The 15,287-nt window shown below is 66.5% G+C and carries 11 protein-coding genes and 1 pseudogene; 10 read left to right on the top strand and 2 right to left on the bottom strand.

Annotation, left to right across the window (positions count from 1 at the left end):
* Positions 1–5 precede the first annotated feature (5 nt).
* The 8 genes and pseudogenes from G332_RS0103730 to G332_RS13745 form a co-directional block, all read left to right on the top strand.
* Positions 6–2,252, top strand: a complete 2,247-nt coding sequence (locus tag G332_RS0103730; RefSeq protein ID WP_019625651.1) for an LPS-assembly protein LptD — start codon at positions 6–8, stop codon at positions 2,250–2,252.
* Positions 2,236–3,675, top strand: coding sequence for a peptidylprolyl isomerase (locus G332_RS0103735; RefSeq protein ID WP_026340567.1), 1,440 nt, complete (start codon positions 2,236–2,238; stop codon positions 3,673–3,675). Before G332_RS0103730 ends, G332_RS0103735 begins: the two co-directional genes overlap by 17 nt.
* A complete protein-coding gene (gene pdxA / locus G332_RS0103740) occupies positions 3,641–4,699 on the top strand; it encodes a 4-hydroxythreonine-4-phosphate dehydrogenase PdxA (RefSeq protein WP_019625653.1) in 1,059 nt (352 codons plus the stop codon). Before G332_RS0103735 ends, pdxA begins: the two co-directional genes overlap by 35 nt.
* Positions 4,696–5,499, top strand: a complete 804-nt coding sequence (rsmA, locus tag G332_RS0103745) for a 16S rRNA (adenine(1518)-N(6)/adenine(1519)-N(6))-dimethyltransferase RsmA (RefSeq protein WP_019625654.1) — start codon at positions 4,696–4,698, stop codon at positions 5,497–5,499. Before pdxA ends, rsmA begins: the two co-directional genes overlap by 4 nt.
* Before the next feature lie 44 nt (positions 5,500–5,543).
* Positions 5,544–6,521, top strand: a complete 978-nt coding sequence (locus G332_RS0103750) for an ROK family protein (protein WP_019625655.1) — start codon at positions 5,544–5,546, stop codon at positions 6,519–6,521.
* 58 nt (positions 6,522–6,579) lie between these two features.
* Positions 6,580–6,978: a Co2+/Mg2+ efflux protein ApaG gene (gene apaG, locus G332_RS0103755; RefSeq protein WP_019625656.1), complete on the top strand. Its 399-nt coding sequence runs from the start codon at positions 6,580–6,582 to the stop codon at positions 6,976–6,978.
* Positions 6,978–7,811: a symmetrical bis(5'-nucleosyl)-tetraphosphatase gene (locus tag G332_RS0103760; protein WP_019625657.1), complete on the top strand. Its 834-nt coding sequence runs from the start codon at positions 6,978–6,980 to the stop codon at positions 7,809–7,811. The genes apaG and G332_RS0103760 overlap by 1 nt, the downstream gene beginning before the upstream one ends.
* A 404-nt stretch (positions 7,812–8,215) precedes the next feature.
* A pseudogene (locus G332_RS13745) lies at positions 8,216–8,400 on the top strand (hypothetical protein); the annotation flags it as partial.
* A gap of 322 nt (positions 8,401–8,722) precedes the next feature.
* Here the strand turns inward: G332_RS13745 and ilvA are convergent.
* The gene (ilvA, locus tag G332_RS0103765; protein ID WP_019625658.1) at positions 8,723–10,237 is read right to left on the bottom strand and encodes a threonine ammonia-lyase, biosynthetic; all 1,515 of its coding nucleotides are present in this window, start codon (positions 10,235–10,237) and stop codon (positions 8,723–8,725) included.
* A 102-nt stretch (positions 10,238–10,339) separates the two neighbouring features.
* On the opposite strand from ilvA, the gene rpiA reads away from it, so the two are divergent.
* Together rpiA and G332_RS0103775 are read left to right on the top strand one after the other, a co-directional pair.
* On the top strand, positions 10,340–11,002 hold the full coding sequence (rpiA, locus tag G332_RS0103770) for a ribose-5-phosphate isomerase RpiA (RefSeq protein WP_019625659.1): 663 nt from the start codon (positions 10,340–10,342) through the stop codon (positions 11,000–11,002).
* A gap of 20 nt (positions 11,003–11,022) precedes the next feature.
* A complete protein-coding gene (locus G332_RS0103775; protein WP_019625660.1) occupies positions 11,023–11,232 on the top strand; it encodes a DUF2905 domain-containing protein in 210 nt (69 codons plus the stop codon).
* A gap of 60 nt (positions 11,233–11,292) precedes the next feature.
* Here G332_RS0103775 and G332_RS0103780 read toward each other — a convergent pair whose 3' ends face one another.
* Positions 11,293–15,135, bottom strand: coding sequence for a DUF3683 domain-containing protein (locus G332_RS0103780; protein WP_019625661.1), 3,843 nt, complete (start codon positions 15,133–15,135; stop codon positions 11,293–11,295).
* Positions 15,136–15,287: the final 152 nt, after the last annotated feature.

The raw sequence follows: 15,287 nt of genomic DNA on the forward strand, positions 1-15,287 counted from the left end.
CGGGGATGACGCACCGACCCGCCAGCCGTACCCCGCGCATCTTGATGGATGCGCAATCGCTGGTGGCCGGACTGGGTCTGGTAACGGTCCTGCTGGTGCCGGCAAACGCCATGGAACGTCCGAGCGGCTGCGAGTTCGCCCCGGGGGTGGAATGGCCGGAACTGCGCACTCTCGAAGGCGGCCTGGCCGACATCGATGCCGATTTCATCCGGCGCGACAAAGAAGGCATTGCGGCCTACGGCAACGTGCAACTGTTCGAGTCCGGACGCCGCCTGGATGCCGAGTTCCTGGAATACGACCGCGCGTCCGGCAGGGTCCGTACCGACGGCGACACCCGTCTGTTCGACGGCGACCTGCTGCTGCACACCGAGGGCGGCCAATACCGCCTGGATGCGCACACGGGCGAATTCCGCAGCATCAACTTCCTGGTGCGGTCCATCCCGGCACGTGGCAGCGCGGCAAGCGGCATACAGCACGCCCCCAGCCGCCACGACTTCGAGGACGCTCAGTACACCACCTGCCCGATCGGCAACGACTCCTGGTGGCTGCGCACAAGTGATCTGGAACTGGATCACGACAGCGGGGTTGGCGTCGCACGCAACGCCACCATCCGCTTCAAGGGCGTACCCATCGCCTACACGCCCTACATCAACTTCCCGCTGGACGATCGCCGCAAGACCGGTTTTCTGCTGCCCAGCGCCGGCTCTGGCGGCCGAACCGGACTCGACCTCGCCACGCCCTGGTACTGGAACATCGCGCCCAATTACGATGCCACCTTCACCCCGCGTGTCATGGCGGATCGAGGCTTCAAACTGGGCACCGAGTTCCGCTACCTGCAACCGCGGCACGAAGGCGCAATCGATGTGCGTTACCTGCCAAACGACCGCGCGACTGGGGACGACCGCCAGTTTGCCCAGTGGCAACACCGCACCCGCATCACCTCCAGCCTCGACCTGCGGGTAGACGCCGCCGATGTCTCCGACCGCGAATACTTCACCGATTTCGGCAGCTCGGACCGCTTTGAAGGGGCCACACCCTTTTTGCGCCGCCGTGCCGATCTGACCTGGGATCAGCCGGCTTACCGCCTGCGCACCCGCATCGAGGACTTCCAGATCGTCGACCCGGATCTGAGCGCGGCCGGCGAGCCCTACCAGCGCCTGCCCCAGATCACGCTGGAGGCCGGCGAATACCTCGGGCGCGGATTATCCTGGGACCTTGCCACCGAACTGGTGCGTTTCGAGCGCAAGGAGGACGCGTCCGAGCGCCCTCTCGGCACACGCATGGACCTGAATCCCGAGGTACGCTGGCGCCACGACAGCGGCGGGTTTTTCTTTGAACCCAGCGCCGGGGTCCGGCATACCCGCTACGAACTGGACCGCCGCGGTCAGGACACGGGGCCGGACTCGATCAGCCGCACCGTGCCGCACGCCTCGATCGACACCGGCCTGGTCTTCGAACGGCCGTTCGCCAACAACCGCCGCCTGCAGACCCTCGAGCCGCGTGTCTTCTATGGCTACGTGCCCTTCCGCGACCAGGACGCGATCCCGATCTTTGATACTGGCGAGGCCGATTTCAGCTTCGACAATCTGTTCAGCCTGGACCGCTTTGTCGGCGCCGACCGCGTGGGTGATACCCATCAGATCACCACCGCGCTGACCACACGCACCCTCGACCAGCAGACCGGGCGCGAACGCCTGAGCCTGTCCGCCGGTCAGATCCATTATCTCGAAGACCGCGAGGTTCGCCGCCGCCCCGGGCAGGACCCCCTGACCGAGTCGCGTTCAGAGCTGGCACTGGAGGGTCGCTTCCGGATCGGCGAAGCTTGGGATGGACGCGGCTCCATCCTTTACGATCAGGATGCCGGCGAGACCACCCTGACGGCGCTCGCAGTCGGCTACAGCCCCAGCGAACGCGCCCGCATCAACCTGGGCTACCGCCAGCGCGAGGCTGGCGCACGCTCCATCGACCAGACCGATATCTCGGCGCTATGGCCGGTCAGCGAGCGCATCGATGCCATCGGACGCTGGAACTACAGTTTCGAACAGGAACGCGATCTCGAACTTCTGGCCGGGCTTCAGTATCGTAGTTGTTGCTATGGTGTTCGCGTGGTGGCTCGCCGCGCACTCGCCTTCGACGAGACCTACGACAACTCGGTCCTTTTCCAACTCACGCTGGACGGCCTGGCACGGTTCGATTCCGGCGTGGATTCGCTATTGCGCGAGGGTATTGCCGGATATGATGCACGTCCCTGAACAACGCGGCCGCCACCACGGTGTTCGCGCCCTGCTACTGGCTGCCCTGGCCTGGGGCCTTGCCCTCCCGGCCACCGCCCAGATGGCCGGCCCGACGGGCGGCGGGCTCTCGCAAGGCGCCGTCGAGGCCCCGGTCACACCGGGCGCCGCCAGTAGTCGCGGGGCCCCGGCCGCCCCGATCACCCCCGAGGGTGACCGCTTCACCGATCGCATCCTGGCCGTAGTCGGCGACGATGTCATCACCCAGCGTGAACTGATCGAACGCATGAACCTGACCGTTCAGCAGCTGATGGAACGTGGCAACCGGCCACCGGACCGGGACACCCTCGCCCGCCAGGTCATGGAACGCCTGATCGTCGAACGCCTGCAGTTACAGGAAGCGGCGCGGATCGGCATTGATATCGACGAAATGACCCTCAATCGGTCGATGGAAAGCATTGCCCGCGAGAACCGCATGAGCCTGCCGCAACTGCGCCAGGCCCTGATGCAGGACGGCGTGGACTTCAACGCCTTCCGCGAACAGATCCGCCACGAGCTGACCATCAACCAGCTGCAGCAGCGGCAGGTGGACCAGCGTGTGCGCGTGTCCGACCAGGAGATCGCCGACCTGATCGCCTCCGAAAGCGGCGCCATCGACCGTGGCGTGCGCTACCGCATCGCCCAGATCATGGTGGCCCTGCCACAGGGGGCCGACGCCCGCCAGATCGCTGCCGCCCGGGAGCAGGCAGAGGCACTGCACGAACGCGTGCGTTCCGGCGAGGAGTTCGCCACCGTCGCCATCAGCGAATCGGAGGGCCCCCAGGCGCTGGAAGGCGGCGACCTTGGCTGGCGCTCCGCCGCCGAGATCCCCACCGTTTTTGCCCGCGAGGCCGTGCTGATGCGCAGCGGCGAGATCAGCGGGGTCCTGCGCTCGCCCAGCGGCTTCCACATCATGAAACTGCTGGACCGCGAGGGCGGTGACCAGACACGGGTGCAACAGACCCGGGTCCGCCACATCCTGATCTCGCCCGATCAGGTCCGCAGCGAAGCCGACGCTCGACGCCAGGCCCAGTCGCTGTACAACCGCATCCGCGAGGGCGCGAGTTTCGAAGACCTGGCCCGCGCCAACTCCGATGACCCCGGTTCCGCCGCCCAGGGAGGTTCCCTGGGCTGGATCAGTCCGGGCGAACTGGTCCCGGCCTTCGAAGAAACCATGGACACGCTGGAACCCGGCGTCGTCAGCGAGCCGGTGCAGAGTCAGTTCGGCTGGCACATCATCGAGGTACTGGAGCGCCGCGAGGTCGATACCTCGCGCGAGCAGATCCGTGCCCGCGCCCGCGAGATCCTGCAGAACCGCAAGCGCGAGGAAGAACTTGAGCTGTGGTTGCGGCGTCTGCGGGACGAGGCCTATGTCGAATACCGGGTCGACGGCTTCGGTTCCTGATCGCCGCGGGACCCACCCGGTCCCGCGCCTCGCCCTGACCGCCGGCGATCCCGCCGGCATCGGGCCGGACCTCCTGATCGCCATGGCCCGCCATCCCGGCCAGGCGCAGCGCGTGGCGATCGCCGCCCCCGAGGTGATCGAGGCCCGCGCCAGGGCACTGGGAGAACCCCTGCAACTGCTTGAGTTCGACCCCGAACGCCCGCGCACGGCGACCCCGGCCCACAGCCTGGAGGTCATGCCCGTGCCCGTAGCCGCGCCGGTCGTCGCCGGCACCCTGGACCCGGCCAATGCCGAACATGTGCTGGCGCTGCTGGCCACGGCCGCCGACGGCTGCCTGAAGGGCCACTTCGAGGCCATGGTGACCGGCCCGGTCCACAAGGGCGTAATCAATCGTGCCGGCATCGCCTTCAGCGGCCATACCGAGTGGCTGGCCGCACGCGCCGGCGCCGCGATGCCGGTCATGATGCTGGCCACCGAGGGCCTGCGGGTCGCGCTCGTCACCACTCACCTGCCGCTGCGCGCAGTCCCCGACGCCATCACCGACGAACGCCTGGAGGCCGTGCTCCGCGTCCTGCATCACGACCTGCGGCGCGACTTCGGCATCGACGCCCCGGTCATCGCGGTCTGCGGCCTGAACCCGCACGCCGGCGAGGACGGTGTCCTCGGACGCGAGGAGATCGAGGTCATCCGCCCGGTCCTGGAACGCCTGCGCACCGAGGGCTGCGATCTGCGCGGGCCGCTGCCCGCCGATACGGCCTTTACCCCGCGGGCCCTGGAGGGTGTAGATGCGGTACTGGCGATGTACCACGACCAGGGCCTGCCGGTCCTCAAGCATGCCGGCTTCGGCGGGGCCATCAACGTGACCCTGGGCCTGCCCTTCATCCGCACCTCCGTGGATCACGGGACCGCGCTGGATCTGGCCGGAACCGGACTCGCCGAGGCCGGCAGTTTCCGCGCCGCCGAACGTCTGGCAGAAACCCTCGCAGCCCGCGCCGCGGCTCGCCGGAGCACCACCGCCACATGAGTCGCATCAAGACCTCGTCTCCGATTCGCAAACGCTTCGGCCAGAATTTTCTGCACGACACCGGCATCCTGGCGCGCATCGTCGCCGCCATCGACCCGCAGCCGGGAGATACCGTCCTTGAGATCGGCCCCGGTCGCGGCGCCCTGACCGCCGTCCTGCTCGAACGCCTGGAGCGCCTGGTGGCGGTGGAGATCGACCGTGACCTCGCCAGCGGGCTGCGGGCCGGCTTCCCGCCCGAGCGGCTGGAACTGCATACGGGCGACGCCCTGCACCTGCGCCTGAGCGAGCTGGGGCCCCTACCCGACGAGGGCTGGCGCGTGGTCGGCAACCTGCCCTACAACATCTCCACCCCTCTGATGTTTCACCTGCTGGAGCAGGTCGGCGCGATCCACGACATGCACTTCCTGCTGCAGCGCGAGGTGGTCGAGCGCCTCACGGCGGCCCCGGGCAGCAAACGCTACGGGCGCCTGACGGTCATGGTGGCCGCGCGTGCCGAAGCCCGGGCCCTGTTCACGGTCCCGCCGGGGGCCTTTCATCCGCCGCCCAAGGTCTACTCCGCGGTAGTGCGCATCACGCCCCTGGCCAAGCCCCGGGTCGCGGCCGCGCTATACCCGACCTTTGCCAAGGTGGTGAACCAGGCCTTCTCCAGCCGCCGCAAGACCCTGCGCCGCGGGCTGGCGGGACTGGCCGAAGTCGCCGATATCGAGGCCGTCGGGCTGGACCCCGGCGAACGTCCGGAAAACATCGGCATCGCCGGATTCGAGGCACTGGCCCGGCAGCTCCACGCAGACGCCGGCTGACACCCCGCGCGAAACCTGCGGCCACGATCGGCTACCATGGCCGCATGGACCTGATCGTTGCCGATGTCGGCGGGACCAACACCCGCGTCGCACGCGCCCATCGCGAAGGGGACAGCTGGTCTCTGCACGACGCGCAGCGCTATCGCAGCCGCGATTACCCCGACCTTGCGACCATCCTCGAACACTGGCGCAACGAACAGACCTCGGTGACGACCCTCGCCGCTGCGGGACTTGCAGTCGCCGGCCCCGTACACGGCGGTCGCGCCCGAGTCACCAACCTCTCCTGGCCGGCCCTGGACGCGCATGCGCTGAGCGCTCAACTGGCCCTTCCCGCCACTCTGCTGAATGATTTCGCCGCCATCGGCGCAAGCCTGGATGCACTGCGCCCGAATGACCTGTTGTACCTGCAGGAAGGGACCCGCGACCCGGCGGGCATGCGCCTGGTCGCAGGGGCGGGAACCGGCCTCGGCACCTGCATGGTGGGGCCACCGGGTGCCGCCACCGTCTATCCCGGCGAGGGGGGGCATGCGCGCTTTTCGCCCAGCGATGCCGAGGAGGCCGCGCTGGCCGCCTTCATTGGCCGCGAACGGGGTCACTGTACCCGCGAGCATCTGCTCAGCGGCCGCGGTATTGCCCGCATGGGTCGTTTCGAGCTCGAGCGCCAACCAGACCCGGATCTGCAGCAGGCCCTGGACCAGGCCAATCCGGCCGCAGCCATCAGCGAACTGGCACTGGCAGGCCATGCGGCCGCCGCAGCCGTGATCGAACGCTTTGTCGCAGTCTATGCCGGTCAGCTGGCCGACATGGCCCTGACCGCCCTGCCCGGCGGCGGTATCTTTCTGGCCGGCGGTATTGCCCCGCGCTGGAGCGCGGCCTTTCGCGGCCCCCGCTTCCGCAGCGCCTTTCACAATCGCCCACCGATGACCCACCTGCTTGAGCAATTGCCCGTGGCCCTTATCATGCACCCCGAACCCGGCCTGCTGGGGGCTGCTGTCAGCGCCAGCCGGTCGGTGCAGCCCTGACACCGGGTCGCGCCCGCAGCCGGGCGCGACCCGTCCACGAACCTGGAGCCCTATCCGCATGAATCCGACCCCAGAGCACGACACCGAGGCCCACAGCATCGAGATTGAAGTCTCCACCGCCTACGTGGAAGACCAGTCGGAACCCGATGACGACCGCTATGTGTTCGCCTACCACGTGGTCATTCGCAACGCGGGCGCGCTGACCGTGCAGTTGATCAACCGTCACTGGATCATCCGCGACGGCCGCGAGCAAACACAGGAGGTCCGCGGCGAAGGCGTGGTCGGGGAACAGCCCCGCATTGCCCCGGGCGACAGCTTCGAATATACCAGCGGCACGGTCATCGAAACCCCGGTGGGTACCATGGAGGGCTCCTACGGCATGCGCGACGAACGCGGCAACAGCTTCGACGCGCCGATCCCCCCGTTCACCCTCTCCGTCCCGCGTACCCTGCACTAGTGGCACTGTACGCCGTCGGCGACCTTCAGGGCTGCCTGGACCCGCTGGAGCGCCTGCTGGCCCGGGTCCGGTTCGACCCGACCCGCGACCACCTCTGGCTGGTCGGGGACCTGGTCAATCGCGGTCCCGATTCGCTGGGCTGTCTGCGGCGGCTGATGGACCTGGGCCCCGCCGTGACGGCAGTGCTGGGCAACCACGACCTGCACCTGCTGGCCACCGCCCACGGGGTTCGCACGCCCGGTCGCAAGGACACCCTGCGTCCGGTGCTGGACGCACCCGATGCCGCCGAGATCCTGGAATGGCTCGCGCAGCGCCCCCTGCTGCAGCGTGACGCCGCACGCGGCTGGACCCTGGTGCACGCGGGCCTGCCACCCGCCTGGGATCCGGACCGGGCCGCGCAAGAGGCGCAGCGAGTAGAGACCGAATTGCGCGACCCGACCCGACGCCAGGCCCTTTTCGAAGTGATGTACGGCAACGAACCGACCCGCTGGGACCCCGACCTCGACGGCTACGACCGGCTGCGCTACACCATCAACGCCTTCACCCGCATGCGCTACATCACAGCCTCAGGCGACCTGGAATTCGCCGGCAATGGCCCGCCGGAAGATGCGCCAGCGACGCTCACGCCATGGTTCCGGGTACCGGGGCGCGCGGCGGCCGGGCACCCGATCGTATTCGGACACTGGGCTGCGCTCGGACATCGGGTGGGACCCGACTGGCTGGCGCTGGACAGTGGCTGCGTCTGGGGCAACTGCATGACGCTTGCCCGCCTCGATCACACCGACGGCGACCCGGCACGCGTCACCACCTGGCAGACGCCCTGCCCCGCCTGAGCGGCGCGGTAACGCACACCGCCTTTCAAACACTCGCCGCTGTCATCCAGCCGCCTGCCTTGTTGTGGCTGGTCCTGGCTCGGCCCCGGGTGTTTACGGTGCCTTCGGTCCACATACTGCCCGGCGCTGACTCGCCAGCGCGCCCCGAGTGACTTCTTTGCTCATGCAAAGAAGTCACCAAGAAACACGCCCGACTGCCGCGACCCCGGCCCGCTGTGCGGGCCGGGGTTTCCCTCGCTCCGAGGCTTTTCGCGGGCGGCGCTGAACTCGCTGCGCCTGCGGCTCCGCTCAGACATCCAGCGCCCCCGTTTCTATTTTGAATCGTCCCGCGAAAACCCTCTCCGCTCGGCGCGACGACAACGGGGAGGCAGGTCAATACAACGGCTGTCCCGACCTTCGTGCTTTTGGTTGGAGGCTGGGTTTTCCGGCATCTGGGCACGCTCGGCCTGCGGCCATAGCGTGCCGCGCCCGCGAGCGGGCGCCGGGGGCTTTCGGGCGGCGGTGCCTATGGTTAGGCGGAAGCGTAGGGATACGGTTGGTTTTGACCTTCGCCTCCCGTATGGGGCCCCTCGCGGAGGGCGTGATGGGCGGCCCGTTTTCCATAAATTCGGGGCGCTGGATGTCTGAGCGAAGCCGCAGGCGCAGCGAGTTCAGCGCCGCCGGCCCAGCACGTCCGGAGCGAGGTTCCCGGGCGAAATCCGGGTGCGCCTCGACGGGTCCTTTCTTGGGCAAGCAAGAAAGCCAGTTGTTGATCAAAAACGGGCGCGGCGCGCTGGCGAGTCAGCGCACGGCAGTACATGGACCGGAGGCACCGTAAACACCAGAGGACGAACCAGGCCTAGCCACCACGAGGCAGGCGGCCAGACGAAGGACCTTGCTGCGATGACGAACAAGCGCCTGGTGAAATACGGTCAGCGCAGGAAGAGTGAATACGCCGGGTTGCTGGTCTCTTCGTGCCACGGATACCCGACCTCCTTCAGGAATTCGCGAAACCGCGCTCGATCCTCCGCCGGGATCTGCATACCGACCAGCACACGCCCGTAGGCCGCGCCATGATTGCGGTAATGGAACAGACTGATGTTCCAGGTCTGCCCCATATGAGTCAGAAAATTCAGCAATGCCCCCGGACGCTCCGGGAACTCGAAACGGTAGAGGCGCTCGTGCCGGACCTCACCACCATGACCGCCAACCATGTGCCGCAGGTGCAGCTTGGCCACCTCGTTTTCGGTCATGTCGAGGACCTCGTACCCCGCTGACTGCAACGCCTCCAGGATCTCCTGGCGCTCGGCATCACCGCCCTGCAATTTGATGCCGGCGAACACCTGGGCGCGTTCGGCGTCCGCATAGCGATAGTTGAACTCGGTGATGCCACGCTTGCCGATGGCCTGGCAGAACTGGCGGAAACTGCCCGGACGCTCGGGGATGGTGACCGCGAACAGGGCCTCGCGGTGCTCGCCGATCTCGGCGCGTTCGGCCACGTGGCGCAGGCGGTCAAAGTTGATATTGGCGCCACTGAGTACCGCGGCCAGGTTCGCCCCCTGGAGGCCTTCGCGCTGGAGATACTGCTTCATGCCGGCCACAGCTAGGGCCCCGGCCGGCTCGGCGACCACACGGGTGTCGTCGAAGACATCCTTGATCGCCGCGCAGATCGCGTCGGTGTCCACCAGCAGCACCTCGTCGACCAGCTCGCGGCACAGACGGAAGGTCTCCTTCCCGACCTGCCGCACGGCGGCACCGTCGGCAAAGATCCCGACTTGCTTGAGGCTGACCCGCCGCTTCTGTTGTAACGCCTTGTACATCGACGGGGCATCGTCCGGCTCCACGCCGATCACCCGGATCTCCGGGCGCAGGCGCTTGATGTAAGCCGCCATGCCAGCCGCCAGCCCCCCGCCCCCGATGCACACGAACACCGCATCAAGTTCGGCCGGGTGCTGACGCAGCAGCTCCATCGCCACCGTGCCCTGCCCGGCGATCACATCCGGGTCGTCGAACGGGTGGATGAAGGTGTAACCGTGTTGCGCCTCCAGCTCGCGGGCGTGCGCCGCGGCCTCATCGAAGGAGTCGCCGTGCAGCACGGCCTTGCCGCCGAAGCGGCGTACCGCCGCGATCTTGATCGACGGCGTCGTAACGGGCATCACGATCACGGCCTTGATGCCCAGATGGCTCGCCCCCAGCGCAACCCCCTGGGCATGATTGCCGGCGGAGGCCGCCACCACGCCCCGTGCGCGCTGTTCCGGAGTCAACTGGGCGATCTTGTTGTAGGCGCCGCGCAGCTTGAACGAGAACACCGGCTGCAGGTCCTCGCGCTTGAGCCACAAGGTGGAGCCCAGACGTTGCGAAAGCGTCGGCATCGGGTCCAGCGGTGTCTCGCGCGCCACATCGTAGACACGGGCGGTCAGGATCTTCTCGAGATAGGGGTATTTCATGGCGAAACCATAGCATGCACGGCAACCGTCGTTGTGCTTGTCGCGGGACCCGAGCAGTCGGTATCCTCAATGAGTTATGGACCGTATATGCGAGAGACGTTGATGAATCAGGACGAAATGAAAAAGGCCGTTGCCGAGGCAGCGCTGGAACGGATCGAGAACGGCTGGGTCGTCGGGGTAGGCACCGGCTCCACCGCCAACTACTTCATCGACGCCCTGGCGGGCATCAAGAGCAGGATTGACGGGGCCGTGGCTTCCAGCGAGGCCAGTGCCGAGCGCCTGCGCGGCCACGGCATCGAGGTGCTGGACCTGAACGCCTCCGGGCCGCTGCCCATCTACGTGGACGGCGCCGACGAGGCGACCCGGCATCTGCACCTGACCAAGGGCGGTGGCGGCGCACTGACCCGCGAGAAGATCGTGGCGGCGGCCTCGAAGACCTTCGTCTGCGTGGTGGACGAGACCAAGGTTGTGGACTATCTCGGCACCTATCCGCTGCCGATCGAGGTGATCCCGATGGCGCGCAGCCATGTGGCCCGCGCCCTGTCGAAGCTGGGCGGTAATCCGGAGCTGCGCGAGGGCTTCCGCACCGACAACGGCAACGTGATCCTCGACGTGCACAACCTGCGCATCATGAATCCGGTAGAGCTGGAATCCGAGCTGGACCATATCGCCGGCGTAGTGACCAATGGTCTGTTCGCCCGACGCGCCGCCGATGTCATGCTGGTCGGCTCCTCTTCCGGTGTCGAGGAGATGGTCGCCCGCTAAAACGGGCAGGATCGCGCGCCATGTCCGAGACGGGCAAGTGGCTGATCCTCGTCGGCGGGCTGATCGTGCTGATCGGCCTGCTGTGGCCCTGGCTGGGCAAGATACCCTGGGGGCGGCTGCCCGGGGACATCATCATCGAGGGCGAGAACAGTCGCTTCTACTTCCCGATCACCACCATGCTGATCGTCAGCGTGATCATCTCGCTCCTGCTGGCGTTTTTCCGGCGCTGACCACACCCGAACCCGCCACCAACAACCGGCGGGCTCGGGCAGGGTTGCGGCCCGGCGGCGTTACAGCAGGACCTTCTCGATACCCCCCTCGCGGGCGCGATCGATGAAGTTTTTCTGCCAGCCTTCGCCCATCAAGCGATTGGCCATTTCGACTACGATGTAATCGGTATCCAGACCGGTATCCTCACGATACCGCGCCAGACCCTGCTGGCAGGCCGGGCAGGAGGTCAGCATCTTCACGTTGCCGTCTTTCGCCTGCTCCTCACCGGTCAGTTCCTTGATGCCCTTGTGCAGTTCTTCCTGCTTGCGGAAGCGCACCTGGGTGGCGATATCCGGGCGACTGATCGCGAACGTGCCCGCCTCGCCGCAGCAGCGGTTGGACTGCAGGACTTCCTGACCCAGCAGCTTGGCCGCAACGTCCGTCGGCTTGTGCGACTTCATCGGCGAGTGGCAGGGGTCGTGGTACATGTACTGCACGCCCGTGAGCCCGTCGAGCTTCACGCCCTTCTCCATCAGGTACTCGTGGATGTCCAGTAGCCGGCAGCCGGGGAAGATGCGCTCGAACTCGTACTTCAGGAGCTGGTCCATGCAGGTTCCGCAGGAGACCACCACTGTCTTGATGTCAAGGTAATTGAGGGTAGTCGCAAGGCGATGGAAGAGCACGCGATTCTCGGTGCTGATCTGCGAGCCTTTCTCGAAATCGCCACCGGCATTTTGCGGATACCCGCAGCACAGGTAACCCGGCGGCAGCACGGTCTGCGCGCCCACGTCGTAGAGCATGGCCAGCGTCGCCAGCCCCACCTGACTGAACAGGCGTTCGGAGCCGCAACCCGGGAAGTAGAACACTGCGTCCGAATCCAGGTCGGTCTTGACCGGATCGCGCAGGATCGGCACATAGCGTGAATCCTCGAGACCCAGCATCTGCCGCGTGGTCTGACTCGGAAGCCCGGCCGGCATCGGCTTCTTCACGAAGTGCACGACCTGCTCATGCACCGGCGCCTTGCCGGTGGTCGAGCGCGGGGTCTTGCCCGCGCCGGTCAGGTTCAGCTTCTTGAACGCGAAGTGTCCCAGACGCTGGGCCGCGTAGCCCATCTGGATCGCGCCCTTGCGGAGGCCCTTGATGGTGGCCGGGTCCTTTGTGTTGAGGAAGGCCATGGACATCATCGTGGCGGGTGTCGCCTTGCGCTTGCCCTTCTTGCTGAGGATCGAGCGCATGTGCATGGTCACGTCGCCGAAGTCGATATCCACCGGGCACGGGTTCAGACACTTGTGGCAGATCGTGCAGTGATCCGCGACGTCGTTCATCTCCTCGAAGTGGTTCAGGGACAGCCCGCGCCGGGTCTGCTCCTCGTACAGGAAGGCCTCGACGATCAGCCCGGTCGCAAGGATCTTGTTGCGCGGGGAATACAGCAGGTTCGCGCGCGGGACATGCGTATTGCACTCCGGCTTGCACTTGCCACAGCGCAGGCAGTCCTTGATCTCGTCGTTGAGATCGCCCAGCTCGCTCTGCTCCAGGATCAGCGCCTCCTGCTTCACCAGGCGCAAAGACGGCGTGTAGGCATTGGACAGCCCGGAGCCCTCCAGCAGCTTGCCGGCATTGAACACGCCGTTCGGGTCGACCTGCTTCTTGTACTTCGCGAACGACTCGATGCGCTCGGGTTCCAGATACTGCATCTTGGTCAGGCCAATCCCGTGCTCGCCGGAGATCACGCCATTCAGCTCGCGCGCCAGGCGCATCACGTCGTCCACCAGGCGCTCGGCCTGGTGCATCATCTGGTAGTCGTTGGAGTTGACCGGGATGTTGGTGTGCACGTTGCCATCGCCCGCATGCATGTGCAGGGCGATGAACAGTCGACTGGTCAGCACACGATCGTGAATCGCCGTCAGACGCTTGCGCACCGGCTCCATCTGATGACCACCGAAGACCTCGAACAGCGGACGCTCGACCTCGGCCCGATAGGAGATACGCAGACTGCGGCGCAGCAACAGGTTCATCAACTTGTCGTGATCGCGAAGATCGGCGCGGGCCGGCGCATCCAGCAGCGCGTCGCATTCCGAGGCAAGCGTGAAGAAATTCTCCGATATCGCGGTCCAGCGCTTCTTGACCGCCTCCAGGAGCTCGACCGCACGTTCGCGCTTGGATTCGAACCACTGCTGCCCCTCGCCGCCGGTATCCTCCAGCAGCTCGCGCAACTCCGGATGGTCGCCGCGCATGCACTCCAGCATCTCGTCGACCATGGTCAGCTTGTTCTTCAGCGACTCGCGCACGTTCAGGGACTCAATCCCCTCGGTGTATTCCGCCAGCCGCTCCAGCGGGATCACCACGTCCTCGTTAATCTTGAACGCGTTGGTGTGATGCGCGATCGCCGCCGTACGGGCCCGGTCTGCCCAGAAGCGTTTGCGCGCCTCGGGGCTGACCGCAATGAAGCCCTCGCCGTTGCGGGCATTGGCCGCTCGCACCATACGGGCCGCCAGTTTGCCCAGGGCCTCTTCATCGTCCGAGACGATGTCGGCAATCAGGACCATCTTCGGCAGATCGCCGCGGGCTCCCTTCGGGGTGTACTTGACCGCACGCACATAGCGTTCGTCCAGGTGTTCCAGGCCCGCCAGCAGGACCGCGTCCTCGGCATCCACCGCGTCCTTGATCTCCACGATCGCCGGCACCGCCTGGTGCAGGTCGGTCCCGTAGAACTCCAGGCAGACGGTGCGAATGTTATCCGGCATCCGGTGCAGGATGAACTCCGCCGAGGTGATCAGTCCGTCGCAACCTTCCTTCTGGATACCCGGCACGCCCATCAGGGTCTTGTCGGTCACGTCCTTGCCCAGCCCCAGCTTGCGGAAGTGCTGTCCCGGCATCTCGAGGACCTCGGGCTCGCCCTTCGGGGTCTTGCCGTCCGGCTGGTAACGCGATATCCGAAAGCGCACCGTCGCGGCGTCGTGGATCTTGCCAAGGTTGTGGTCGAGACGCTCGACATACATCCATTCCGCATCGGGCGTCACCATGGTCCAGGCCGCCAGATTGTCCAGCGCAGTCCCCCAGAGCACGGCCTTCTTGCCACCGGCATTCATGGCCACGTTACCGCCGATGGTCGAGGCATCCTGCGAGGTCGGGTCGACCGCGAACACCAGCCCGTTGCGGTCGGCGAGCTCGGAGACCCGTTTGGTGACCACCCCCGCCTCCACGTGCACCACCGGCACATCCTGATCCACGCCCGGCAAGGCACGCCGTCGGACATCCCCGAGGCCTTCCAGCTTTTCGGTATTGATGACCGCGGAGCGCTTGGACAGCGGAACCGCGCTCCCGGTATAGCCCGTACCGCCCCCGCGGGGAATCACCGTAAGGCCAAGATCAATGCAAGCCGCCACCAACGGGCCCATCTCCTGTTCGGAGTCGGGGGTCAGGACCACGAAGGGGAGCTCGACACGCCAGTCGGTCGCATCGGTCACGTGCGAGACCCGCGCCAGGCCGCCGAACTGAATGTTGTCCTTGTGCGTCAGTCCCTTCATGCGCTTGCGCACCCGCTCACGCAGCGCCTCTGTTTCCGTAAACTCGCGGGCGAACGCCGAAACCGCCGCCTGAGCGCGCTCGGCCAGCTTCAGCGCCTTCTCGTTGCCGTCGGCGCGGGCCGCGATCTGGCCCAGACGATGCTGCATCGCATCGATCAGGGCCTTGCGCCGCTTCTTGTCCTCGAGCAGATCATCCTGGATATAGGGGTTGCGGCTGACCACCCACATATCGCCCAGCACCTCGAACAGCATGCGCGCAGACACGCCCGTGCGGCGTTCGCCGCGCAGCTCGTTCAGGAGGTCCCAGGTATCGGATCCGAGGAAGCGGATGACGATTTCGCGGTCGGAAAATGAAGTGTAGTTATAGGGTATTTCGCGAACGCGTTCGGCGGTCATTGAGGCTTGGCCCCCCGGTTCAGAATGAGCGCAAAGAGTAACGGGTCCGTGCCGGGGGCGCATGAACTCGCACTCTTCGTCCATGCTTTTGGGTGCCAAACTATCTTGCCGCCGCACCCGGGGATGGAACCTGACCCGGTTCCGGAGACGGG

Source organism: Thioalkalivibrio sp. ALJT, assembly GCF_000381825.1.
GTDB lineage: Bacteria > Pseudomonadota > Gammaproteobacteria > Ectothiorhodospirales > Ectothiorhodospiraceae > Thioalkalivibrio.

Excerpts from the sequence above, each read along its gene's own strand:
- G332_RS0103730 (WP_019625651.1), top strand. The coding sequence starts at position 6 with ATGACGCACCGACCCGCCAGCCGTACCCCGCGCATCTTGATGGATGCG.
- G332_RS0103735 (WP_026340567.1), top strand. The coding sequence starts at position 2,236 with ATGATGCACGTCCCTGAACAACGCGGCCGCCACCACGGTGTTCGCGCC.
- pdxA (WP_019625653.1), top strand. The coding sequence starts at position 3,641 with ATGTCGAATACCGGGTCGACGGCTTCGGTTCCTGATCGCCGCGGGACC.
- rsmA (WP_019625654.1), top strand. The coding sequence starts at position 4,696 with ATGAGTCGCATCAAGACCTCGTCTCCGATTCGCAAACGCTTCGGCCAG.
- G332_RS0103750 (WP_019625655.1), top strand. The coding sequence starts at position 5,544 with ATGGACCTGATCGTTGCCGATGTCGGCGGGACCAACACCCGCGTCGCA.
- apaG (WP_019625656.1), top strand. The coding sequence starts at position 6,580 with ATGAATCCGACCCCAGAGCACGACACCGAGGCCCACAGCATCGAGATT.
- ilvA (WP_019625658.1), bottom strand. The coding sequence starts at position 10,237 with ATGAAATACCCCTATCTCGAGAAGATCCTGACCGCCCGTGTCTACGAT.
- rpiA (WP_019625659.1), top strand. The coding sequence starts at position 10,340 with ATGAATCAGGACGAAATGAAAAAGGCCGTTGCCGAGGCAGCGCTGGAA.
- G332_RS0103775 (WP_019625660.1), top strand. The coding sequence starts at position 11,023 with ATGTCCGAGACGGGCAAGTGGCTGATCCTCGTCGGCGGGCTGATCGTG.
- G332_RS0103780 (WP_019625661.1), bottom strand. The coding sequence starts at position 15,135 with ATGACCGCCGAACGCGTTCGCGAAATACCCTATAACTACACTTCATTT.